22 protein-coding genes and 1 other annotated feature are annotated in these 22,597 nt (G+C 57.7%); of the genes, 13 read left to right on the top strand and 9 right to left on the bottom strand.

Going from position 1 to position 22,597, the window contains the following annotated elements; all coding sequences use genetic code 11:
• Positions 1 to 625: 625 nt before the first annotated feature.
• From leuB to C4885_RS06575, 7 genes are all read right to left on the bottom strand, one after another.
• Positions 626 to 1,696, bottom strand: coding sequence for a 3-isopropylmalate dehydrogenase (gene leuB / locus C4885_RS06610; RefSeq protein WP_113999582.1), 1,071 nt, complete (start codon positions 1,694 to 1,696; stop codon positions 626 to 628).
• 1 nt (position 1,697) lies between these two features.
• Entirely contained in the window at positions 1,698 to 2,186 is a 489-nt protein-coding gene (gene leuD / locus C4885_RS06605) for a 3-isopropylmalate dehydratase small subunit (RefSeq protein WP_113999581.1), read from the bottom strand.
• A complete protein-coding gene (gene leuC / locus C4885_RS06600; protein WP_113999580.1) occupies positions 2,183 to 3,448 on the bottom strand; it encodes a 3-isopropylmalate dehydratase large subunit in 1,266 nt (421 codons plus the stop codon). Before leuC ends, leuD begins: the two co-directional genes overlap by 4 nt.
• 226 nt (positions 3,449 to 3,674) lie before the next feature.
• Positions 3,675 to 5,345, bottom strand: a complete 1,671-nt coding sequence (locus C4885_RS06595) for a 2-isopropylmalate synthase (protein ID WP_113999579.1) — start codon at positions 5,343 to 5,345, stop codon at positions 3,675 to 3,677.
• Positions 5,346 to 5,427: 82 nt separating this feature from the next.
• Positions 5,428 to 5,698, bottom strand: a binding site (T-box leader).
• 691 nt (positions 5,699 to 6,389) lie between these two features.
• On the bottom strand, positions 6,390 to 7,016 hold the full coding sequence (udk, locus tag C4885_RS06585) for a uridine kinase (protein ID WP_113999577.1): 627 nt from the start codon (positions 7,014 to 7,016) through the stop codon (positions 6,390 to 6,392).
• Positions 7,017 to 7,037: 21 nt separating this feature from the next.
• On the bottom strand, positions 7,038 to 7,517 hold the full coding sequence (locus tag C4885_RS06580) for a dCMP deaminase family protein (RefSeq protein ID WP_113999576.1): 480 nt from the start codon (positions 7,515 to 7,517) through the stop codon (positions 7,038 to 7,040).
• Between the two features lie 88 nt (positions 7,518 to 7,605).
• Positions 7,606 to 7,869 (bottom strand): sporulation transcriptional regulator SpoIIID, encoded by a 264-nt coding sequence (locus tag C4885_RS06575; RefSeq protein ID WP_113999575.1) that lies wholly within the window; start codon positions 7,867 to 7,869, stop codon positions 7,606 to 7,608.
• A 282-nt stretch (positions 7,870 to 8,151) separates the two neighbouring features.
• Here C4885_RS06575 and C4885_RS06570 point away from each other — a divergent pair, with 282 nt between their 5' ends.
• From C4885_RS06570 to C4885_RS06560, 3 genes are all read left to right on the top strand, one after another.
• Complete coding sequence (locus C4885_RS06570) at positions 8,152 to 8,619, top strand: RNA polymerase sigma factor (protein ID WP_113999574.1); 468 nt, start codon at positions 8,152 to 8,154, stop codon at positions 8,617 to 8,619.
• Between the two features lie 3 nt (positions 8,620 to 8,622).
• Complete coding sequence (locus C4885_RS06565; RefSeq protein ID WP_113999573.1) at positions 8,623 to 9,792, top strand: hypothetical protein; 1,170 nt, start codon at positions 8,623 to 8,625, stop codon at positions 9,790 to 9,792.
• A gap of 522 nt (positions 9,793 to 10,314) precedes the next feature.
• On the top strand, positions 10,315 to 11,550 hold the full coding sequence (locus C4885_RS06560) for an aminopeptidase (protein ID WP_113999572.1): 1,236 nt from the start codon (positions 10,315 to 10,317) through the stop codon (positions 11,548 to 11,550).
• Between the two features lie 131 nt (positions 11,551 to 11,681).
• Here the strand turns inward: C4885_RS06560 and C4885_RS06555 are convergent, their stop codons facing one another.
• On the bottom strand, positions 11,682 to 12,863 hold the full coding sequence (locus tag C4885_RS06555) for a DUF2812 domain-containing protein (protein ID WP_113999571.1): 1,182 nt from the start codon (positions 12,861 to 12,863) through the stop codon (positions 11,682 to 11,684).
• Positions 12,808 to 13,218 carry a PadR family transcriptional regulator gene (locus C4885_RS06550; RefSeq protein WP_113999570.1) on the bottom strand — a complete coding sequence of 137 codons (411 nt, stop codon included), beginning with the start codon at positions 13,216 to 13,218 and terminating at the stop codon, positions 12,808 to 12,810. Before C4885_RS06550 ends, C4885_RS06555 begins: the two co-directional genes overlap by 56 nt.
• A gap of 264 nt (positions 13,219 to 13,482) precedes the next feature.
• Between C4885_RS06550 and rimP the strand changes: the two genes are divergently transcribed.
• The 10 genes from rimP to C4885_RS06500 all read left to right on the top strand — a co-directional run bounded on the left by rimP (position 13,483) and on the right by C4885_RS06500 (position 22,593).
• The gene (rimP, locus tag C4885_RS06545) at positions 13,483 to 13,977 is read left to right on the top strand and encodes a ribosome maturation factor RimP (protein ID WP_113999569.1); all 495 of its coding nucleotides are present in this window, start codon (positions 13,483 to 13,485) and stop codon (positions 13,975 to 13,977) included.
• 23 nt (positions 13,978 to 14,000) lie between these two features.
• Positions 14,001 to 15,137 (top strand): transcription termination factor NusA, encoded by a 1,137-nt coding sequence (nusA, locus tag C4885_RS06540; protein ID WP_113999568.1) that lies wholly within the window; start codon positions 14,001 to 14,003, stop codon positions 15,135 to 15,137.
• A gap of 50 nt (positions 15,138 to 15,187) precedes the next feature.
• Complete coding sequence (gene rnpM / locus C4885_RS06535; RefSeq protein ID WP_113999567.1) at positions 15,188 to 15,499, top strand: RNase P modulator RnpM; 312 nt, start codon at positions 15,188 to 15,190, stop codon at positions 15,497 to 15,499.
• Positions 15,489 to 15,824: a 50S ribosomal protein L7ae gene (locus C4885_RS06530; protein WP_113999566.1), complete on the top strand. Its 336-nt coding sequence runs from the start codon at positions 15,489 to 15,491 to the stop codon at positions 15,822 to 15,824. Before rnpM ends, C4885_RS06530 begins: the two co-directional genes overlap by 11 nt.
• Positions 15,817 to 18,345, top strand: a complete 2,529-nt coding sequence (gene infB / locus C4885_RS06525) for a translation initiation factor IF-2 (RefSeq protein ID WP_113999565.1) — start codon at positions 15,817 to 15,819, stop codon at positions 18,343 to 18,345. Before C4885_RS06530 ends, infB begins: the two co-directional genes overlap by 8 nt.
• A gap of 63 nt (positions 18,346 to 18,408) precedes the next feature.
• A complete protein-coding gene (rbfA, locus tag C4885_RS06520; RefSeq protein WP_113999564.1) occupies positions 18,409 to 18,792 on the top strand; it encodes a 30S ribosome-binding factor RbfA in 384 nt (127 codons plus the stop codon).
• Between the two features lie 294 nt (positions 18,793 to 19,086).
• On the top strand, positions 19,087 to 20,076 hold the full coding sequence (locus C4885_RS06515) for a bifunctional oligoribonuclease/PAP phosphatase NrnA (RefSeq protein WP_113999563.1): 990 nt from the start codon (positions 19,087 to 19,089) through the stop codon (positions 20,074 to 20,076).
• A gap of 152 nt (positions 20,077 to 20,228) precedes the next feature.
• Entirely contained in the window at positions 20,229 to 21,119 is an 891-nt protein-coding gene (gene truB, locus C4885_RS06510; RefSeq protein WP_113999562.1) for a tRNA pseudouridine(55) synthase TruB, read from the top strand.
• Between the two features lie 68 nt (positions 21,120 to 21,187).
• Positions 21,188 to 22,117, top strand: coding sequence for a riboflavin kinase (locus C4885_RS06505; RefSeq protein ID WP_113999561.1), 930 nt, complete (start codon positions 21,188 to 21,190; stop codon positions 22,115 to 22,117).
• Entirely contained in the window at positions 22,117 to 22,593 is a 477-nt protein-coding gene (locus tag C4885_RS06500) for a pyridoxamine 5'-phosphate oxidase family protein (protein WP_113999560.1), read from the top strand. The genes C4885_RS06505 and C4885_RS06500 overlap by 1 nt, the downstream gene beginning before the upstream one ends.
• The last annotated feature ends 4 nt before the right edge of the window (positions 22,594 to 22,597 follow it).

Raw genomic sequence — 22,597 nt, 5'->3', positions numbered from 1 at the left:
TTATCTGCGCTTTTGGCTTAGCATCTGCCGCACCTCGCTCGCCGTATCGGCACTTAGAATTATGCGGTATTGCCTTAAATAATGATTCCCCGCTGTAAAGTATTCGGTAGGGAACGGTCTATCTCCGGTCTAAGAGCCGGGGCGTTGCCCCGGTTGGCCTCCGAAACGCGCCTGCGGGCGCAGTGACCGTTCCGTGGCCTAACCATATATGGCGTAAAGAAATTTTATAGCAAATCCCGATATGCGGCATAATTGCCTGCGATTCCCCGATAAATATATATATCCGTCCGGGGCGTCGAGGACGCCGTCCCCTACAAGTTATGGAAAGAGCATTATGAATTTGTAGAGTGTGGTAAGGTGCAGGTCCGGCGTGGTCGGGTGACCACGCCCTACAGAATGGGGGAGACTAAGGTGAATACCAAAATCCCAAGCCCATCCCCCGGCGGCCAGGGGACTGGCCGCCCTACAGCTTGCCTTCACACGAATATCTCCCCAAAACCAAAAGCCCGGTACAAGCCAAAAAACTTGTACCGGACTTTTATCTTATATTATTGGTATTATATGATTAAAGTTTCTTCGGTTCCTTCTTTTCAAAGAAGGAATAAAACAACCCCCGTAAAACCAATCAGATGCGCTCCAAAATGGCGTCACCCATGGCGGTGCAGCCAACCTTGGTGCAGCCGTCGGCCATCATGTCAGCGGTGCGCAGGCCGGCGTCCAGCACGGCGTTCACGGCGCTTTCAATGGCGTCAGCCTCAGCGGCCATGCCAAAGCTGTAGCGCAGCATCATGGCGGCGGAAAGGATGCAGGCAATCGGGTTGACCACATCCTGCCCGGCAATGTCCGGGGCAGAACCATGGATGGGCTCGTACAGACCGCAGGTGGTGGCACCCAGGGAAGAGGACGGCACCATGCCAATGCTGCCGGTGATCTCGCTGGCTTCGTCGCTCAGAATATCGCCAAACATGTTCTCGGTCACAATCACGTCAAACTGGCTGGGGTTCTTGCAGATCTGCATGGCGCAGTTGTCCACAAACATCTCGCTGTACTCCACTTCGGGGTACTCGGCCTGCAGGCGATGCATCACGGCACGCCACAGGCGGCTGGTATCCAGCACGTTGGCTTTATCCACACAGGTCAGCTTTTTGCGGCGCTTCATGGCAGTTTCAAAGCCAATGCGGCCAATGCGCTCGATCTCGTGCTCCGAGTAGGGCATGCTGTCAATCGCAACTTTTTCGCCGTTCTGCTCAATGGTTTTGTGCTCGCCAAAATACACGCCGCCAATCAGCTCACGCACCACAATAAAGTCGATGCCTTTGTCCACGATCTCTTTCTTCAGCGGGGAAGCATCCGCCAGCTGGGGCCAGATCCTGGCCGGGCGGTTGTTGGCGTACAGGCCCATACCGGCGCGCAGGCGCAGCAGGCCTTTTTCCGGGCGCTTGTCACCGGCCATGCCCTCCCACTTGGGGCCGCCGACGGCGCCAAGCAGAACGGAATCCGAGGCAAGGCACTTGTCCAGCTCGCTCTGGGGCAGGGGATCGCCAAACTTGTCAATGGCTTCGCCGCCCATGTAAGCGCGGGTGTAGGTAAAGGTGTGGCCAAACTTTTCAGCAACTTTGTCCAGCACGCGCACTGCCTGGGTCACGATCTCCGGGCTGGAGCAGTCGCCATAAATCAGGGCAATGTTTTTCTGCATCTTACTTTCCCTCCTGGATGCTCTTCATCAGGCCGCCGGCCTTGATGATCTTCTGGATAAACGGCGGGAACGGCGCAGCCTGGAAGGTCTGGCCGGTGGTTTCATCAGTGATCACGCCGGTGTCAAAGTTGATGGCAACCACATCGCTCTCGTTGATGGCCTCGCTGGCGGCGGGGCATTCCAGAATGGGCAGGCCGATGTTGATGGCGTTGCGGTAGAAGATACGGGCAAAGCTCTTGGCAATCACGCAGTCAATGCCGGCGGCCTTGATGGCAACGGGGGCATGCTCGCGGGAAGAACCGCAGCCGAAGTTTTCGCCGCCAACCATAATGTCACCGGCCTTTACACGGGTCACAAAGGTTTTGTCAATGTCCTCCATGCAGTGGGCGGCCAGCTCGGCGGGGCTCTGCGTGTTCAGGTAACGGGCGGGAATGATCACATCGGTGTCAATGTTGTCACCGTACTTAAAAACAGGTCCTTTTGCGTTCATGCTTCTACCTCCCTGGGGTCAGTGATGTGGCCGGTCAGTGCGCTGGCGGCGGCGGTGGCGGGGCTTGCCAGATAAATTTCAGAGGTAACGTGCCCCATGCGGCCGACAAAGTTGCGGTTGGTGGTGGAAACGCAGCGCTCGTACTCGGCCAGAATACCCATGTAGCCGCCCAGGCAGGGGCCGCAGGTGGGGGTGGAAACAATGCAGCCGGCATCAATAAACGCTTCGGTGTAGCCGCGCAGGATGCACTCTTTGTAAACAGCCATCGTGGCGGGAATGATGATGCCGCGCACACCCTTGGCAATGTGCTTGCCTTTCAGCACGTTGTAAGCGGCTTCCATATCCTCAATGCGGCCGTTGGTGCAGGAACCGATCACTACCTGGTCAATCTTGATGTCGGCACCCTCCTTGGCAAGGTGGGTGTTCTCCGGCAGGTGGGGGTAGCTGACGGTAGGCTCCAGGGTATCCAAATCGATCACCACGGTGCGCTCATATTCGGCATCGGGGTCGGCTTCGTATTTGGTCCAGGGGCGCTGGCTGCGGCCCTTCAGGTATGCTTCGCAGGCTTCGTCCACCGGGAAGATGCCGTTTTTGGCACCGGCTTCAATGGCCATGTTGCAGATGCACAGGCGATCCTCCATGGTCAGGCTCTTAACGCCCTCGCCCACAAATTCCAGGCTCTTGTACAGCGCGCCGGAAACGCCGATCTCGCCGATCAGGTGCAGGATCACGTCCTTGCCGCACACAGGGGCGTGGATGGCACCTTTCAGCTCAACCTTGATGGCGGCAGGCACCTTGAACCATGCCATGCCGGTTGCCATACCGGCGGCCATATCGGTGGAGCCAACGCCGGTGGAAAACGCGCCCACCGCACCGTACGTGCAGGTGTGGCTGTCGGCACCAATGATGCAGTCACCGGCGGTCACAATGCCCTTTTCGGGCAGCAGGGCATGTTCAACACCCATCTGGCCGACATCATAAAAGTTGAGGATATCGTATTTGTTGGCAAACTCACGGCACTGCTTGGACTGCTGGGCACTCTTGATATCCTTGTTGGGCACAAAGTGGTCCAGCACAATGTTCACGCGGGTTTTATCAAACACCGAGTTGAACCCGGCTTTCTCGAACTCATTGATGGCAACCGGGGTGGTAATATCGTTGCCAAGCACAATGTCCAACTTGGCATTGATGAGCTGCCCGGCCGTTACCGAAGCTTCGCCGCAATGCGCAGCGAGGATCTTCTGTGTCATGGTCATTCCCATAGATTTCTGCTCCTTTTGCTCTGACGTATATCTTACAAATTAAAGAATAAGTAATAATGAATAAAGAATAATGGTGGTGGACCGCGGCACACAAGCGCCGCTCAAAAACGGAGATAAACGATAACCCGGAGGCAGGCACAGCGGGACGTGTCGCACATCATATCCAAACCGTGCCGCAGGCACACCATCATTTTTAATTATTCTCTATTCTTTTTTATTTGCAACCTTACTGGTTATTGATTGCACTGACCAGCGCGCGGATACCGGCAACGATGATGTCGGTGTGGGTGCCGCAGCCCCAGGTCTCCTTGCCGGATGCCCATTTCAGGCCCACATAGCAGCAAGCGCGGGAGTCGGTATCGTTGTCCAGTGCGTGCTCGCTGTAATGCACCAGGGTGAAGTGCATGCCGGTGGTCTGCTCGATGGCGTTGGCCACAGCATCCAGACGGCCGTTGCCGACAGCATCGCAGGTAACGGGGGCGTTGCTGCCGTTAGCCACGGTAATATGGGCGGTAATGGTGGAATCCGGGTTCTGGGTAAAGTGTGCTTCCGGAACATTCAGCGGGGTCTTGTTGTTCAGGTAAGCGCGCTCGAACACATACAGCACTTCCTGGACGCTCAGCTCTTTGTGCTCGTGGTCGGATACATCCTTTACGCGGTAGCCAAGGTCTTCCCGCATGCGCGGCGGGGGATTGTAGCCGTAATTCTGCTGCAGCAGGAAGCCGATGCCGCCCTTGCCGCTCTGGCTGTTGATGCGGATGACGTCGGCATCGTAAGTGCGGCCAATGTCATGCGGGTCAATGGGGATGTACGGGCAGGTCCACTCGTGCAGGTTATGCTCCTTGCGCCAGGTCATGCCCTTGGCAATGGCGTCCTGGTGGCTGCCGCTGAACGCAGCAAACACCAGGGAACCGGCATACGGGCTGCGCTCGTACACATGCATGCGGGTCACGCGTTCATACGTTTCGCAGATGGCCGGCATGTTGCTGAAGTCGAGGTGCGGGTCCACGCCGTGGCTGTACATATTCATGGCCAGGGTGATGGCATCCACGTTGCCGGTGCGCTCGCCGTTGCCGAACAGGCAGCATTCAATGCGCTGGGCACCGGCCAGAACAGCCAGCTCGGCATCTGCCACGCCGCAGCCGCGGTCGTTGTGGGGGTGGGTGGACAGGATCACGCTGTCGCGGTACTTGAGGTGCTTGGAGCACCATTCAATCTGGTTGGCGTAAATGTGCGGCATGCTCATTTCCACCGTGACCGGCAGATTGATGATCATCGGGCGGTCCGGGGTGGGCTGCATCACATCCAATACGGCGTTGCAAACCTCAACGGCGTATTCCGGCTCGGTGCCGGTAAAGCTTTCGGGGCTGTATTCAAACAGGAAGTTGCCCTCGTATTCTTCGCTCAGCTTTTTAACCAGCTTTGCGCCGTCAACAGCGATTTGCTTGATCTCTTCCTTGCTCTTTTTGAACACCTGCTCGCGCTGGGCAACGCTGGTGGAGTTATAAAAGTGGATGATGGCGCGCGGCGCACCCTTAACGGCCTCAAATGTTTTACGGATGATATGGTCACGGCACTGGGTCAGCACCTGAACGGTGACGTCGTTCGGGATGCGGTTGCCATCGATCAAGGCGCGCAGGAAGTCGTACTCGGTCTCGGACGCTGCCGGGAAGCCGACCTCAATCTCCTTAAAGCCGATCCTGATGAGCATATCATAAAATTCAAGCTTTTCTTCCAGATTCATGGGAACGATCAAGCTCTGGTTGCCATCGCGCAGGTCTACGCTGCACCAGGCGGGAGCCTTTTCGATATGGTCTTTCTGGGGCCATTCATAGACATGGCCGGGCTCAACCGGCGGGGGATAATAACCTACATGATACTTTGTTGCGTCCATCATTTTTTATTGCCTCCATCAAAGTTTGTCTGCCCCTGAAAACCGGACAAAATAAAAATCCCGTCTCTCAAAGGCGTTTTTACCTTTGAGAGACGGGATGTAAATTTTACAAATACCCGCGGTACCACTCTCATTGCCGCCAGGGGGCGGCCGCTCTGCACGATCGGCTGTTTTATAGAAAGCAAACAGTGAATCGCTCCTGCAAGATAACGGTCAGGTTCCGGCTGCACCTAACGCAAAGCGCTCAGCGCAGCTGCTCAGGGGCCAGTGACGCAAAACCTTCCGCACCGCCTTGCACCAACCGGCGGCTCTCTGAAGCTGAAAGGAGATTGCTTTTTCCCCATCATTGCATTTGTGAATTGATAACAATATGGATTCTAGCAGGTTTCACATTCTGTGTCAAGATGAATTTTTGGGATTTGAACAAAATGACGAGAATGGGGAAAACTTTTTGGGAAAAAGAGAAAAAGAAAAGTTAGAAGTTAGGAGTTGAAGGAGGCTGTTTGAATGAATAAAGAATAAATAATAAAGAATAATGGTGGGGGACTGCGGCGCGGTGCGCCGCTCAGAAAATATGGGGTTTGAGGCTATTGGAAATGTGAGATGGAGGATGAAACAACCGGTAGGGCGTGGTCACCTGACCACACCGAAACTTTGGGATATTTGAAAATCTGGAATCTATAATATGCCCTGCCCCACAGTAGGGGACGGCGTCCTCGACGTCCCGGGCGGGCCTTGCGGCAAATTTCATTATGGCATATATAGCTAGGCTCGGGAACGGTCCCGACCATTCCCGACGAACCATTTTATAATGTGCAGCAAACACAAAAATGCTCTGTAGGGCGGGGTGACCTCACCCCGCCGCAGACGAACCCTGCTGCATTGTACACGGCAAATTCGCCTCAAGCTTGTAAATCATCTGTAGGGGACGATGCTCACATCGTCCCGCGGGTACCTTGAACCAAACTGTACCTTACCCATCATAAAAACAAAAACGCAGCACACGCTCTCCCCAAATCCCGTGTGCTGCGAAAAAACATATTCTATTTACTGCCGCACCGTGCTTAGATGGGTGGCCACCCACTTGATCAGCATATCCAGTGCCACCATGTTGCGGCCGCCTTCGGGCACGATCAAATCGGCTTTGCGTTTGCTGGGCTCCACAAACTGCTCGTGCATCGGCTTAACGGTGGTCAGGTACTGGTTCACCACGCTGTCCAGCGTGCGGCCGCGCTCCTTAACATCGCGTACAATGCGGCGCAGAATGCGCACATCGGCATCGGTATCCACAAACACTTTCATATCCATCATATCGCACAGCTCCTGGCTGGCAAAAATCAGGATGCCTTCCACAATGATGACCGGGGCCGGATGTACCGTAATGGTCTTATCGCTGCGGTTGTGGATCGTGTAATCATATACCGGAACCTTCACGCTTTCGCCGCGGCGCAAAGCCTGCAGGTGCTGCACCAGCAGCTCGGTATCAAAGGAATCCGGGTGGTCATAGTTCAGCTTGCAGCGCTCTTCATACGGCAGCTCGTCATGCCGCTTATAGTAGCTGTCGTGGTTGAGCACGCTCACTTCATCCGCGCCAAAATGGTCCCGCAGGCGCTCCGTCAGGGTGGTTTTGCCGCTTCCGGTGCCGCCGGCAATGCCAATGATTATGCATTTCATGCTTTCCTGCCTCGTTGTTCTTTATACTTCAAAACTGATTTCACGCCCGTGCGGATGGTAAGCACGGTACTTGACCCCCGCCATGTTGAACAGCCGCCGCGAAGCAATGCTGGCGTTGGTATCATGGTATTTATCCGAAAGATAGATGATTTCCCGGATGCCGCTCTGAATGATGGCCTTGGCGCACTCGTTGCAGGGGAACAGCGTCACATACACCCGTGAACCGCGCAGATCGCTGTGAGCACTGTTCAAAATGGCGTTCAGCTCCGCATGGCAGACGTACATGTATTTGGTTTCCAGTTCGTCACCTTCGCGGTCCCAGGGCATATCGTCATCATTGCAGCCGATGGGCATGCCGTTGTAGCCAAGGGAAAGGATCTTGTTTTCCGGGCTGACAATGCAGGCCCCTACCTGGCTGGAATCATCCTTGGAGCGCATGGCGGACAAAATGGCAATACCCATAAAGTATTCGTCCCAGCTGATGTAATCCTTGCGTTTCATGCTGTATACACAACCTTCCGGCAGGCATGGATCCCATGCCCTTATTTTTTGCTTCTATTATACCGTTGCGCGGGCTGTGGTGCAACCCCTAATCCGCATGGTTGTGCTGTGCGTGCAGGTATTTGCAGCGGGTGGCTTCGCCGCCGCGCAGGTGGCGCTGGGCTTTGTTATACAGCAGCACGGCGCGTACCTCCTGCCAAAGGCCGGGGGCCAGGTGCTGCAGGCGGCACTGGTCCTTCCACACGGTACTTTTGCTCACGCCGAACACCTGCGCTGCCGCCCGCACGGTAGCGCCGCTTTGCACCAGATACCGCCCAATCTGCACGGCGCGCTCTTCGGGGTCACCTTTCATAGAACATGCCCTCCCAACCGTTTTTTCAACGGTATGCGGCGCGCCGTCGGTTTATGCGGGCAGTGCTGGCGGGCCGGGCGCCGGCATGGTACAATACGTTCAGAACAAATATTTTTTTCAAATGCTGAAACACTTTGCCCTCCCGGTTCGTTATCCCAGTGTAAGGCCTTGCAAAAACAAACAAAGGAGAATGCCCCATGTGCAGCATCAAAATTATTATCGTGGATAGAAACTGGAGATAAAATCGGGCCGCGCCCCACGGCCTGACCCAAAGGAGAACCCATGCTGGAAGAACTGTTTTGCGCCCACCGCGCGGAGCTGACCGCCTATTGCCGCGGGCTGTGCCGCAGTGATGTGGCCGCGCAGGATATGGTGCAGGAAGTGTTCCTGCGCGCATGGCAGAATATTGGTACATTGCAGGACCTTGGCCCTAGCCAGCGCCGGGCCTGGCTGTACCGCACGGCGCGCAACTTGTTTGTGGATGCCATGCGCCGTACCGCGCGGGAAGCCGCCGCCCTGCCGGAGCTGGAGCCAGAACCGGAAACGCCGGATCCGGATTTTGCCGAAGCGGAAGCCCGCCGCCTGTTGAAATTGCTGACCCCGGCGGAGCAGGAGCTATTCCGCAAGCGCTACCTGGAAGGCTACACCGCAGCGGAACTGGGAAAAATGTACGGTTTGCCGCCTGCCACCGTGCGCACCCGGCTGGCCAAAGCCCGCCGATACTTAAGCCAATTATTGATGGAGGAATAAACGATGCCGAATAAACTACTGATTAAAGCAAACTTTTGCGACCTGCGTAACGTGAAAGAAGAAACCCTTGCCGCCTATGATGTCATTGAAGTGCGGGCCAATGTGGTGGTGCTGAACGACCGCGCAAAAGAGCTGATTGCTCGTTATCCCGTTACCTTAAAATGTGACCTGGCAACGGACAACCCGAATATTGCCCTGCGCAGTGTGAACGGCGTGGCGGAGGTCACCCCCTGCGATGTACCCGAAGCAGACACAGTGCTGACGGTGAACGGCGAACTGAAAATTGCTTCCGGCTCGGCCGAAGTGCTGGCGCGGTATCTGCAGATTACGGTAAACGGGCAGGTATACTGCCCGCGCAGCCTGAGCGGAAAGCTGGGCAATGTGGCAGTGAACGGGCAGATCATCACCTGGCCGGACGGTGCAGTGCAACTGAAAAACACCGCCGTGCTGGACAGCACTTTTGCCCTGCGGGCCAAACCGGCCCTGTACTGGGCGGCCCGCTGTGTTGTGATGCTGGACCCCGCGCTGGATGTCGCTGCCCTGGCAAAGCAGGGCGTGCGGTTCGATACGCCCAGGGCAATTTTGGCCCAAAGCCTTGCCACACAGGCCGCCCCGCTGTTTGAGGATGATACCGACCTGGAAATTGTGCCGGACGGAACAGCCTACCTCAAGGATGATGCCGAACTGACCGCCGCGCTGATCCGCCGCAAGGGCAACAAACTGTATGTGGATGGCAGGCTGACCCTGACGGCGGAAAGCGCCGCCCTGCTGCCCCAGCTGGAATACTGCAAAGTGACCGGCACCGCCCTGGTGCCCGCCGCACAGGAGAAAGCATTTTCCGCCAGCTGTGTGCAGGCAGAGAAAGTTCAGACAGTGCGTGGCAGACTGTTGCAGGGCCAGGGCAGGGTACAGGTGGACTATTGGATGCTGGAGGCCCCGGACGGCCTTTGCGTAAAAGAGTGCGGCATGGTGGCGCTGACCCCGGAACTGGAACCGGAACTGATTGCCGCAAAGCTGATGCTGTTGGAATGCGGCATGGTACAGTGCACCGCCGCACAAAAAGGTGCTGTGCAGCTGGTAGCCAAAGATGTGGGCGTTATCTCCGACGACAGCGGCAAGCCCACTGAGGACACGAATACTCACAAGGTAAGGGCAGACCGATATGTGATGTGAGGGAGCTGAACAATAAAAAACAATGAATAAAGAATAATGCTTGTGTGACGCCCACCGCGTCACATTTGAATCAGGCCAGTCACTCCGGCAAAAAGCGTTCCGGCCAGAGCAATCTGCCTATTTTATTTGTGCCGCCGCGGCGGCGCACCGACATGATTCTTTATTCTCTATTCACTACTGTTTATCACGGGTAAGCACTTTTTTATACGCAAGTAATAACTTTGTTATATCCGGGGGTTTTCAGAACCGGGAAGATGCGGTATACTGGGCACAGAATACAAAACACGCGTGCTCTGGGGTGGACCTTAAGGCAGCACCGCATAATTCCCGCCTTACGGCTTAAGCACCGCTCCGGCGGCTGCGGCACGGCATCTGCGTTGCCAAAATGCTCGATAAGACATCCAGTATTATCTGCGCTTTTGGCTTAGCATCTGCCGCACCTCGCTCGCCGTATCGGCACTTAGAATTATGCGGTATGGCCTTAAAAATCCAAAGCCGCGCCAACAAAAAGGAGAATGCCTTATGAACCAGCATTATCTTCAGCTGTATGCCGATTTTATCGTCAAAGTCGGTGTCAATGTTCAGCCGCGCCAGAATTTTATCATCCGCTGCCCGGTCACCATGCCGGAGTTCGGCCATGCCTGCGTCAAAGCCGGGTATGAAGCCGGTGCTAAAAACTGCATCGTGCGTTGGGAGGATGACAAACTCAACCGCCTGCATTATGAGTATGCCAAAGAGGAAGACCTGGCTGCCATGAAGCCCTATGAGCTGCGCAGCTACCTGGACTATGCCGAGGACCCGGATGGCTGCTGCACCCTGGCAATCCACGCCGCTGACCCCGAAGCACTGGCCGGGCTGGATGCCGCCAAGATCAACCGCGTCAACCTGGCCCGCCGCAAATTCCTGAAACCCTGGCAGGAATACACGATGAACGACCGTGTACAGTGGTGTGTGGCCGCTGTTCCGGCACCGTCCTGGGCCGCAAAAGTGTTCCCCGGCATCCCGGTGGAGGAAGCGATGGAAAAGCTGTGGGCACTCATCTTTGATGTCTGCCGCGTTTCCACCGGCGACCCTGTCAGCGCCTGGAAAGCCCATGTGGCCGAAGGCCGCCGCCACCGCGACCAGCTGAACGCCTGGAACCTGGACCATATCCACATGACCAGCTCCAACGGCACCGACCTGACCGTTGGCCTGGCAGATGATGCCACCTGGGAGGGGGCTTCCAGCAAGGCGGAAAACGGCACCGACTTTATCGCCAACGTGCCCACCGAGGAAGTGTTCTGCGCACCCCACCGCGAACGGGTGAACGGCATTGTGTACGGCACCAAGCCCTATGTGTACAACGGCCAGCTGATTGAGGGCTGGCATGTGACCTTCAAGGACGGCAAAGTTGTTGAGCATGGCGCGGAGAAGAACGCCAGCCTGCTGGCTGAGCTGCTTTCCACCGACGAAAACGCCTGCCGCATTGGCGAAATCGCCCTGGTTCCGGCATCCAGCCCCATCAACCAGAGCGGCGTGCTGTTCTACAACACCTTGTTTGATGAAAATGCCGCCTGCCACATTGCCTTTGGCGCTGGCTATCCCACCAACATCAAGGGCGGCAGCAAGATGAACCGCACCGAGCTGCTGGCCAAGGGCCTGAACGATTCCGCTATCCATGAGGATGTCATGATCGGCGCGCCGGATACCAACGTCATCGGCACCACCAAGGACGGCAAAGAAGTGACCATCTTCACCAACGGTGAATGGGCATTCTGATACGGCAAAGCAGATGCTACAGCCATAACATAAAATTATAACAGCAAAGCGCCGCCGCCCCACGCAGCAAGGTAGGGCGGCGGCGCTGTTTATATAGAAAAAACAAAGAAAATCTTGCCGGTTTAGCAGGTTTAAGCTGATTCACCCGATGCAGCAAATCCGCTTTTGCAGATCGCTTCAAGCTCCTGCAAGGGAATCTGTTCCTCCTGGTACTGGAACAGCAGCACCCGCAGCACTTTATTGCCGTCCACCAGCGTGCGGCAGTAGATGAAACCGTTGGCAGCATCGGCGGCGGTTTCGGGAAAGTTGTGCAGCCCGTTGGCTTTGCCTTCGCGGTACATCGTCTGGGCCAGCTGCGGGGTGATACATTCGTAATACTCTACATATAATGCACCACGCAGCCCATTCGCGCCGGCCTGGCCGTGGGCTTCATATTTGATAAAGGTCGGGGCCAGCGGCAACCGCTGCACCAGCACAAAACTGGCCGCGGGGGCGGCGTCGGCATCCAGCGCGGTGGGCTGCCCGGCGTAATCGTCCAGGGCGGCAAACGGCAGGGGAGCGGTGTAATCTTCCAGCGGAATGCTGCCGTGCCGGCTCTTTTCCATGGCAGAACCGGCAAAGGTCCACACAATGGTCAGCACAAACAGCAGCGCCGCCAGCACCCGCCCAACCAGATACCGCCCGGCACCCTTACGCCAGTTTTTGTGACGCTCCGGCTCCGCACCGCGCGTTAACCGGGCAGAAAACCGATACAGCAGCACGGTGTTATGTACCACGCTGACCAGCGCGACGGCCAATAGCCCCAGATAGCAGAAGCTCAGCCAGCCCAGCTCCACAAAGTCGATCACCGGCGTGTGCCAGACGCCCATGGCGTACCGCACCCAAAACGTTACCAGCCAGTAAGCCAGCAGCCCAGCGGGGGCGAATACCTGCCGCTTGGCATAGCGCAGGCTGAGCGCCTGTACCTGCGGGTCGGTGTTCAGCTCCGGCGCATCACTATCCTCGCAGGCGTACAGGAAAAAGTCTCCCACGGCGGTAACATAATACCAGCCGCATTCCTGCGCCAGGGCGCGTTCCTCGCCATCCGGGGTGCCGGGGGCAGATTCTAAAAATGTTTCCGGCGCAGGCTTGGCGTTCAGCCGGTAGCGCACGGCTTTTGGCTGACTGCAGCGGAAGCGGGCAAAGTTCTGGCCGATTGTTACAGGCACAAGCCCCTGTGCGGCCATATCGCCCAGCCAGCTTTCCAGCCCCTCAATGTCAGACAGTGGGCAGGGGATGGGCTGCCAAAGGGGGTTGCAGCGTGCTTTGGTCATGGTCGTCAAGCTCCTTTCCCGGCAGGGCAGCAGGGGCAAAAGCGCCCTGCGCCGCCGCGGCCGCGTTTTGCAGGCAGAGCTGCAGCCGGGTACACTCGGCTGTATAGGCGGCTCTGCCTGCGGGGGTGATCTGATAATACCGCTTACAGCCCAGAACGGACGTTTCGGCAATCAGGCCTTCTTTTTCAAACTTGCCCAGCAGGGTATACAGCGTTGCCGGGCCAATCTTGACCCGCCCGGCGGTGATCTCGGCGGCAAATGCGGTGATCTCAGTGCCGCAGCGCTCACCCTGGGTCAAGGCCATCAACAGGTAAAACATAGATTCCGTCAGGCTCTCCAGCGCCTGTTTCGGCATGGCGCAGCACCTCCTTTGGTAGCAAACTGCAATATCGTAACACGATATCTTGTAACGATATTATATCGGAAGCACGCTGCGCCGTCAAGAGCCGGGCACATAAAAGGCGGCCAAAAGGGATATTTTGGTTACAATTTCGCGCAAAATGAGCCAAACCCCTTGCATTTTTTGCCGCGGTATGCTATATTCTTATTGTTCGATGATGATTTTATGGAAAGTGGGCTGTCAAAGGTCCGCTTTCTTTTTATGATAGGGAGATTTTTTATGGCCAAAGGCAAAAACCATCAGCCCGGCGGTGCCGCAGCCGTTGTGGAAGCACTTGTCCGCCCCACGGTCGAAGGTTTCGGCCTGCGCCTGTGGGATGTCCGCTTTGAAAAAGAAGGCCCGGACTGGTTCCTGCGCGTTCTGATCGACCGCGACGAGCCGCTGGACACGGACACCTGCGAGGCGGTTTCCCGCGCCATCGACCCGATTCTGGACGAGGCTGACCCCATTGACCAGAGCTACTACCTTGAAGTCGGCAGCCCCGGCCTGGGCCGCCGGCTGACCCGCCCCGAACACTATGAACAGCTGAAAGGCCAGAAATGCGCTGCCCACCTGATCCGCCCGGACGAACAGGGCCGCCGCGATGCGGAGGGCATTCTGGAAGGGCTTTCCGCTGACGGCATGGTGACGCTGAAAAGCGATGACGGGGATTATACCTTCCCGGTAAAAGCCGCAGGGTATGTAAAACTGTGTGACGATGAAGATTTGTTTTGAGCGATATTGAACGGAGGACTAACATGGCAACGAATAACAACGAATTTTTTGACGCACTGGCCGCACTGGAAAAGGAACGCGGACTGCCGGCAGACTACCTGATCGATAAGATCAAGGCCGCCATTGTCATTGCTGTCAAAAAGGACTATGAGGTCGAGGACGATAACGTCGTTGTGGATATCGACCCCAACATCGGCGCATTTCGCGCAAGCCTTTTGCAGGACATTGTGGAGGAAGTTGAGAACCCCCACACCCAGGTCAGCCTGGAAGATGCCCAGAAGATCCGCAAGACCTATAAAGTGGGCCAGCGCCTTGTTACCCCCCTCAAGACCAAAGAGTTTGGCCGCATTGCCGCCCAGACCGCAAAGCATGTGATCCGCCAGGGCCTGCGCGAAGGCGAGCGCAGCCTGCAGTGCAGCGAGATGCAGTCCCGTGCACACGAGATCATCACCGGCACCGTTACCGCTGTGGATGCAGAGCGCGGCAACATCGTGCTGGATCTCGGCAAGGGCGGCAGCGCTGTTCTGCCCAAAAACGAGCAGGTGCCCGGCGAACACTTTACCGAAGGCCAGATGGTCCAGGTTTATGTGGTCGATGTTCTGGCAACCGAGCGCGGCCCCCGCGTGACCATCAGCCGCACCCATCCCGGCCTGGTCAAGCGCATGTTTGAGCTGGAAGTGCCCGAAATCTATGACGGCACCGTTGAGATCAAGGCCATTGCCCGTGAGGCTGGTGCCCGCACCAAGATGGCTGTGTGGAGCAAGAACCCCGATGTTGACCCCGTCGGTGCCTGCATCGGCGCCCATGGCTCCCGCGTGGAAAAGATCGTGGAAGAGCTGGGCGGCGAAAAGATCGATATCATCCGCTGGAGCGAGGACATCAACGAGTTCATCTCCGCAGCTCTGTCCCCGGCAAAGGTTGTCAAGGTGGAGCTGCTGCCCGGCGAAACCAAGAGCTGCCGCGTGACCGTGCCTGACCACCAGCTGAGCCTTGCCATTGGCAACAAGGGCCAGAATGTGCGCCTGTGCGCCCACCTGACCGGCTATAATATTGACATCCGCCCGGAATCCGGCTACTATGGCGAGGAGGACGAAACCCCGGCTGAACAGCCGGCCGAAGCCCCCGCCGCTGAGACCGCCCCGGAAACCGGAAAGGAATAATGAGCACACGCCGTGCAATGCGGCGCTGAGACTGAAAAGAGGTCAGCCATTTGCAACAAAAACCGCAAAAAAAGGTGCCGGTGCGCCGGTGCGTTGGGTGCAACACCCAAAAACCGAAAAAAGAACTGGTGCGCATTGTGCGCAGCCCCGAAGGTGAAGTCAGCGTGGATCTGACCGGCAAGCGCTCCGGCCGCGGCGCATACCTGTGCCCGTCGGCAGCGTGCCTGGCCAAAGCACGCAAGGCCAAGCGGCTGGAACATGCCTTTGGGGTGCCGGTGCCGGATGAGGTGTTTGAGCGCCTGACCGAGGAGATGGCCTGTGCCGAGCAGGCAGTAAAGGAGGCGATGCCCCGTGGCGAATGATAAGGACCCATTGTTGGGTGCATTGGGAATTTGCCGCAAAGCCGGCAAGCTGCTGCACGGCTATGACCGTGTGGAAGAAGCTGTGATGCGGGGCAAGGCATGCCTGGTGCTACTGGCCTGCGACGCCAGCAAGCGCACCACGCAGCATATGCAGGATACCTGCCGCGGGGTGATCCCCTGCGCGGTGATGCCGCTGAAAGGCGAGGACCTGCGCATGCTTACGCCAAAGCCTGCTGCCGTATTTGCGGTTACGGACGAAAACCTTGCACACCTGTGTGCAGGCTACCTCAAAAAGCAAGTGAAGGAGGATTCAGCCAATGGTTGATTTCAAATACAAAGTTACGGATATTGCAAAAGATTTTGGCATCAGCACCAAAAAGGTTATCGAGACTTTTGCGGAGCTGACCGGCGAGACCCGCAAGACGGGCGCGACCTTTGAAGAAAACGAGGTCAACGCCCTGATGGAAGCCCTGACCCGCGAAACCGCCGTCAAGGACCTGGGCGAGTATCTGGCATCCGGCAAGGAGCCGCAGCCCGTCAAGCAGGAGACCAAAAAGCCCGAAGCAAAGCCCCAGGCGAAAAAAGAAGAGCCGAAGCCGGAGGCCGCTAAGCCCCAGCCCAAGCAGCCCAAGCAGCCGGAAGCCCCCAAGGCAGAGCCGAAAGCGGAGCAGGCCAAGCCCGCCCAGAATGCGCAGCCCAAGGCAGCACAGCCCAAACCGGCCCAGCAGGAAAAGCGCAATGATAAGCGCAATGATAACAAGCAGGCCGAAAAGCGCAGCGAAAAGCGCGTGACGATGCAGGAGCTGGCCAGCGAGACCGGCATCAAGGAGCCCGTCGCCACCGAGCAGGTCAAGGTTGACCGCGCCCAGGTGTCTGTGGATACCCGCACCGTGGATGTGAACGTGGATAAGTTCAGCGCACGCTATGATGACCTGGCCGACAGCCGCAATATGCCCAGCAAGCGCAAGAACGCCCCCACCGGCAAAAAAGAAAAGTTCAACAACCGCAATAACCGCCGCGGCCAGCAGTTTGGCCGCCGCCGTGAAACCGAAGCCGAGCGCCTGCAGCGCATCCAGCTGGAAAAGGCCCGCAACGCCCAGCTCAAGATCTCCATCCCCGATGAGATCACCGTTGGCGAGCTGGCTACCCGCCTGAAGCAGAACGTGGCCAAGGTTGTTGCCAAGTTCATGCAGATGGGCGAAATGCACGCTGCTTCCGATGTGATCGATTTCGATTCCGCCGCCCTGATCGCAGAGGAATTCCACGCAAAGGTGGAGCATGAAGTTCATGTTTCTATCGAAGAGCGCCTGTTCACCCAGGAAGAGGACAGCGCCGATCAGCTGGTCGAACGTCCGCCGGTCGTTGTTGTTATGGGCCACGTTGACCACGGCAAAACTTCCATCCTGGACCGCATCCGTTCCACTAACGTTACCGCAGGCGAAGCCGGCGGCATTACCCAGGCCATCGGCGCTTACCAGGTCAATGTAAACGGCAGCCCCGTTACCTTCCTGGATACGCCGGGCCACGAAGCCTTTACCGCCATGCGTGCCCGCGGCGCGGATATGACCGATATCGCAGTTCTGGTCGTTGCTGCCGATGACGGCATCATGCCCCAGACCATCGAGTCCATCAACCACGCTAAGGCTGCCAACGTCAAGCTGATCGTTGCCATCAACAAGATGGATAAGCCGACCGCTAACCCGGAGCGCGTGAAGGAACAGCTGACCAAGTACGAGATCGTGCCCGAAGACTGGGGCGGCGAAACTGCCTGCATCCCCGTGTCTGCCGCTACTGGCGCAGGCATCCAGGACCTGCTGGAACGCATTGTCCTGGAAGCAGAGGTCATGGAGCTGAAAGCCAACCCCAACCGCCGCGCCAAGGGTGCCGTTGTGGAAGCCCGCCTGGATAAGGGCCAGGGCACCATTGCCACCCTGCTGGTTCAGAACGGCACCCTGCACAAGGGCGACTGTCTGATTGCCGGTACCGCCGTTGGCCGTGTGCGTACCATGCGCAATGATAAGGGCGTTGAGATCGAATCCGCCGGTCCTTCCACCCCTGTGGAGATCACCGGCCTGACTGAAGTGCCCACCGCCGGCGATATCTTCGAGGCTGTTGAGGATGAACGCCTGGCCCGTGAACTGGCTGACAAGCGTACCACCGAAGCCAAGGAAAAGCAGTTTGCTGCTTACACCAAGGTCACCCTGGATAACCTGTTTGATCAGATGGCCCAGAACGATATGAAGGAACTGCCCATTGTTGTCAAGGCTGACGTTCAGGGCAGCGCCGAAGCTGTGAAACAGAGCCTGGAAAAGCTCAGCAACGAGGAAGTGCGCGTGCGCGTCATCCATGCCGGTGTTGGTGCGATTTCCAAGTCCGATGTTTCTCTGGCCGATGCTTCCAACGCCATCATCATCGGCTTTAATGTCCGTCCGGACGCTGTTGCCAAGGCCGAAGCCGAGCAGGCCGGTGTTGAAATGCGTATGTACCGCGTCATTTACGATGCCATCAACGATGTCTCCGATGCTATGAAGGGTATGCTGGCTCCCAAGGTGCGCGAAGTCGCCTTGGGCGAAGCACAGGTTCGCCAGGTCTACAAGATTTCCAGCGTTGGCACTGTTTCCGGCTGCCGTGTTACTTCTGGCAAGATCACCCGCGATGCCCAGCTGCGCCTGGTGCGTGACGGTATCGTCATCTGCGAGGATGCCATTGCATCCCTGAAGCGCTTCAAGGATGACGCCAAGGAAGTGGCCGAAGGCTATGAATGCGGCATCACCCTGCAGAAGTTCTCCGACGTCAAAGAGGGTGACGTATTCGAGTGCTTCAAGCTGGAAGAATACCGCGATTGATCCGGCATTGAGCCGTTCCCGCTTGTTTGACAAGCCCCGCAGGGGGCTTTATGAGGTAAAGTTATGCCAAGCAAAAACCATGGCCGTATGGCACAGGATATGAAACGCGAGCTGATCGCCATTATCGGCGAAATGAAGGACCCCCGCGTTTCGGGTGGTCTGTTGACTGTGACCCGGCTTGATGTTACCCCGGACCTGGATGTCGCCAAGGTGTACATCAGTGTGATGGGGCGCGAAGGCGGCGCCGACCCGGTGGTGAAAGCCCTGAACAAAGCTTCGGGCCATATCCGCACCGAAGTCAGCCGCCGCATGCACATCCGCAAAGCCCCGCGCTTTGTGTTTACCAAGGATGACAGCGCTGCTTACGCAGTGCACATTGACCAGCTGCTGCAGGATATTGAAAAAGCACACCCCGCAGCACAGGCAGAACCGGAAGAGCAGGAATAACCTGCCCAGACTGTATCTGAAAAGTCGAAAATGTAGTCTGTTTTTACAAACACAGCCGGATTTTGCGCTAAAAAACACAAAGGATCCCTGCGGTTCTTTGCTTTACATCCTGCTTGTGCTTGCGAAATATCTGTCATTTTCGTTGCTTTCAGATACATCTTAACTGGTACTGCAGCCAGTCATCGACCAAAACGCGCAGTTGAAATTTACGCTTGCAGCTGCGCCTTCCCAAAGGCCGGAACCAACGGGGGAGAGGGAATAGCCCCCAATCGCGGCCGAGAAAAGAGGAGCCTTATGACCGAATCTGTGGATCGGCAGACAGCCGTGCTGCGTCTGCGCGGCGCGGACGATATCCTGATCCTTTGCCACAAAAACCCCGATGGCGATACCATCGGCTGCGCCGGTGCACTGTATCTTGCGCTCAAGGCGCTGGGCAAAAACGCCGCGATTTTATGCAGCGACCCCATCCCCAAAATGTATGATTATATGGAGCTGCGCTGGTTTGACGGCAGCTTTAACCCTGCATTTGTGGTGGCGGTGGATGTTGCCAGCATCCAGCTTTTTGGTGAAAATAACAATGTGCCGCAGTATGCCGCCCATACCAACCTTTGCATTGACCACCATGCCAGCAACAGCGGCTATGCCTATGAAACCCTGCTGGACCCCGGCGCCGCCGCGGCCTGCGAGTTTTTGCTGGATGTGATCGTGGATATGGGCGTGACCATTACGCCGCAGATCGCCAACTGCCTGTATACCGGCATTGCAACCGATACCGGCTGCTTTAAGTTTGCCAGTACCACGCCCCACACCCATATGGCGGCGGCCCGCCTGATGGAAGCCGGTGCCGATGTGGAAAAACTGAATGCCCGCCTGTTTGAATCCCGCTCCCATGCCCGCATAACTGCGGAACGCATGGCGATGGAAAGCCTGGAATATTATTTCAACGACCTGTGCGCCGTGATCTGCCTGACCTGGGACCAGATCGAATCTTCCGGCGTGGCGGGTGCCGAGCTGGAGGACCTGACCAGCCTGCCGCGCTCCATTGAAGGCGTGGAGGTTGGCCTGACCTACCGCCAGCAGCGGGATGGCAGCTTCCGCATCAGCGTGCGTACATCGGGCAGCATTGATGCCTGCAACATTGCGCGCCGCCTGGGCGGCGGCGGCCATACCCGCGCAGCCGGGTGCGAGATCAGCGGCAACCTGGATAACGCCAAGCATGCCGTGCTGGAGGAAGTCCGCAAGGAGTTGCAGCGCTGCGGCTTGCTGGATCAGGACGCTGGTTGAAGGCCAGCTGCACCACAACGCGCAGCACACGGGGATGCGGCACACGCCTGTAAACCTGCAAGATGGCACCGTCTGCTTGCCGCCGCAAGGCTGGCACCGCAGCTGGGTGCTGCTGCCGAATGCAGCACAATAAACTGAAAAGGAAAACCCCAATGAATACTTGTGCCATTCTCCCAGTTGATAAACCTGCGGGCTGGACCAGCTTTGATGTGCTGGCCAAGCTGCGCGGTGCGCTGGGAACGCGCAGGCTGGGGCACGCGGGCACACTGGATCCTATGGCGACTGGTGTGCTCGCCGTGTTTATCGGCAATGCCACCGCCGCGGCGGATCGCCAGCCTGACCATGATAAAACCTATGAAGCCACCATTCGCCTTGGCCTGCGCACCGATACCGGCGATGTGACCGGCACTGCGCTGGAAACCGCTCCTGTTACGGTGGGTGAAGCAGAGCTGAAAGCCGTTTTGCCGCGGTTTATGGGCCGGCAGATGCAGCTGCCGCCGATGTATTCAGCGGTCAAGATCAACGGCCAGCCGCTGTACAAGGCGGCCCGCAAAGGCCAGACGGTGGAGCGCACCCCGCGCCCCATCACGATTTATGAGATTACCTACCTGGGCAGCCCGGCACCGGGGGATTATACCATCCGAGTCAGCTGCTCCAAGGGCACCTACATCCGCGTTCTGGCGGAGGATATCGGTACAGCTTTGGGCGTGCCCGCCACATTGGCGGCACTGCGCCGCACCCGCGCCGGGGCGTTCAAGATTGAGGAATGCCACACCCTGCCGGAAATCCTGGCCGCTGCCGAAGCAGGTACCCTGCAGCAAAGTGGATGGCTGCTGCCGGTGGAACACGTGTTTGCATCGCTGCCAGCCCTGACGGTGGACGATGCAGTGAAAAAGCACCTCTTCAACGGCTGCCCCACCAGCCACTACCGCGCACAGGACGGCAAATACCGCGTGTATGATGCCGCAGGTACCTTTTTGGGGCTTGCCAACGTGACGCAGGGTGTGCTGCAGGTGGAAAAGATCTTCTGCGAGCGGGCGTGAACGCCTGCACCCAAACCGCAACGGGCAGAACCGCTGTCCGCTCAACAACAGGAAGTATGCCAACTACCATGAATATTTTGAATACACTGGCCCCGGTGGGCGCACCCAACGGCAGCGCCGTGGCCTTGGGCTATTTTGACGGTGTTCACCTTGGGCACCGCCGTGTGCTGGGGGCAGCGGTGGAATACGCCGCGGCCCACGGCCTGACCCCCGCGGCTTTTACCTTCAGCCTGCCGGGCGGGCAGTCGCTCAAGGGCGGGCGTATCTTGTCCGCTGGGCAAAAGCATGCCCGCGTTGCCGCTTTGGGCATTACCGCCTATATGGAACCCCCGTTTGAATCCTTCCGCAGCTTAAGCCCGGAAGATTTCGTCAACAAAATTCTGGTGGAATGCTTTGCCGCCAAGGCGGTGTTCTGCGGCGATAACTTTACCTTTGGCGCATATGCCGCCGGGAATGTGGACCGCCTGAAGGAGCTGTGCGCCCCGCTGGGCATCGCCGTGACCATTGTGGACATGGCACAATACGGCGGGCAGACGGTTTCCTCCACTCGCATCCGTGCCGCGCTGGAGGAAGGCCGCATCGAGGATGCCAACGCCATGCTGGGGGCGCCCTACTGCATTGACTGGCCGGTGCGCCACGGCAAGGGCATCGGCACCTCCAAGCTGGGCAAACCCACCATCAACCAGAACTATCCCGCAGACGCTTTGCAGCCCTGCACCGGCGTGTACCTGACCCGCATCTGGCTGGATGGCCGCTGGTGGCCATCCGCAACCGGTATTGGCCGCCGCCCCACCGTGGATGCCGCCAACGCCCCTGTTACCTGCGAAACCTATGTGCCGGGCTACCATGGCGATACCTATGGCCAGACGCCGGTGCTGGAATTCCACCACTACCTGTGCGCTGTGCGCAAGTTTGGTACATTGCAGGAGCTGGCAGACCTGATCGAAACCGCTGCCCAGCAAAGCATTGCCTATTTTGCCGCAAAGGAGGAAGCGTAATGCGCCGTAAGGATCGTGAAGTGGCGGACCTGGAGGGCCAACTTGCCATTTTGGAACAGTGCCCCGTCTGCCGCGTTGCCATCAACGACCCGGCATCCGGCGTGCCGTACCTTGTTCCGCTGAACTTTGGTATGGCCGCCGGGCCGCAAAGCCTGACGCTGTATTTCCACTGTGCCCCCGTTGGCACCAAGCTGGACCTGCTGCGCGCTGACCCCAATGTGAGCTTTGAAGCTGACTGCCCCGGCACCGTAAGCGGCGGGGCAACCTCCTGCACTTATGGCATGAACTACCAGAGCGTCATTGGCCGCGGGACCGTCCGCTTTGTGGAAGGCGGGGAAAAGCTGACCGCCCTGCAGGCGCTGATGCAGCATTACCACTGCCCGGACCTGCCCTTTGAGCCGGAAATGGTGGAACACACCACGGTTTTGGCCCTGGACGTTGCCGCCATGACCGGCAAACGCCGCACATCGTTTTAAGGGC

This window comes from Subdoligranulum sp. APC924/74 (genome assembly GCF_003324125.1).
GTDB classification, from domain to species: Bacteria; Bacillota; Clostridia; order Oscillospirales; family Ruminococcaceae; genus Gemmiger; species Gemmiger qucibialis.
Note: the sequence above shows the minus strand (reverse complement) of the source record. Positions and strands in the feature narration are given on the sequence as shown.

Bases quoted from the DNA above. Each gene is read 5' to 3' on its own strand.
- C4885_RS06575 (WP_113999575.1), bottom strand. From the start codon at position 7,869: ATGAAAGGTGACCCCGAAGAGCGCGCCGTGCAGATTGGGCGGTATCTG.
- C4885_RS06595 (WP_113999579.1), bottom strand. From the start codon at position 5,345: ATGATGGACGCAACAAAGTATCATGTAGGTTATTATCCCCCGCCGGTT.
- leuD (WP_113999581.1), bottom strand. From the start codon at position 2,186: ATGAACGCAAAAGGACCTGTTTTTAAGTACGGTGACAACATTGACACC.
- C4885_RS06565 (WP_113999573.1), top strand. From the start codon at position 8,623: ATGCCGAATAAACTACTGATTAAAGCAAACTTTTGCGACCTGCGTAAC.
- rimP (WP_113999569.1), top strand. From the start codon at position 13,483: ATGGCCAAAGGCAAAAACCATCAGCCCGGCGGTGCCGCAGCCGTTGTG.
- C4885_RS06550 (WP_113999570.1), bottom strand. From the start codon at position 13,218: ATGCCGAAACAGGCGCTGGAGAGCCTGACGGAATCTATGTTTTACCTG.
- nusA (WP_113999568.1), top strand. From the start codon at position 14,001: ATGGCAACGAATAACAACGAATTTTTTGACGCACTGGCCGCACTGGAA.
- leuC (WP_113999580.1), bottom strand. From the start codon at position 3,448: ATGGGAATGACCATGACACAGAAGATCCTCGCTGCGCATTGCGGCGAA.
- C4885_RS06500 (WP_113999560.1), top strand. From the start codon at position 22,117: ATGCGCCGTAAGGATCGTGAAGTGGCGGACCTGGAGGGCCAACTTGCC.
- C4885_RS06515 (WP_113999563.1), top strand. From the start codon at position 19,087: ATGACCGAATCTGTGGATCGGCAGACAGCCGTGCTGCGTCTGCGCGGC.
- leuB (WP_113999582.1), bottom strand. From the start codon at position 1,696: ATGCAGAAAAACATTGCCCTGATTTATGGCGACTGCTCCAGCCCGGAG.
- udk (WP_113999577.1), bottom strand. From the start codon at position 7,016: ATGAAATGCATAATCATTGGCATTGCCGGCGGCACCGGAAGCGGCAAA.
- truB (WP_113999562.1), top strand. From the start codon at position 20,229: ATGAATACTTGTGCCATTCTCCCAGTTGATAAACCTGCGGGCTGGACC.
- C4885_RS06555 (WP_113999571.1), bottom strand. From the start codon at position 12,863: ATGACCAAAGCACGCTGCAACCCCCTTTGGCAGCCCATCCCCTGCCCA.
- infB (WP_113999565.1), top strand. From the start codon at position 15,817: ATGGTTGATTTCAAATACAAAGTTACGGATATTGCAAAAGATTTTGGC.
- C4885_RS06580 (WP_113999576.1), bottom strand. From the start codon at position 7,517: ATGAAACGCAAGGATTACATCAGCTGGGACGAATACTTTATGGGTATT.
- C4885_RS06570 (WP_113999574.1), top strand. From the start codon at position 8,152: ATGCTGGAAGAACTGTTTTGCGCCCACCGCGCGGAGCTGACCGCCTAT.
- C4885_RS06505 (WP_113999561.1), top strand. From the start codon at position 21,188: ATGAATATTTTGAATACACTGGCCCCGGTGGGCGCACCCAACGGCAGC.
- rbfA (WP_113999564.1), top strand. From the start codon at position 18,409: ATGCCAAGCAAAAACCATGGCCGTATGGCACAGGATATGAAACGCGAG.
- C4885_RS06560 (WP_113999572.1), top strand. From the start codon at position 10,315: ATGAACCAGCATTATCTTCAGCTGTATGCCGATTTTATCGTCAAAGTC.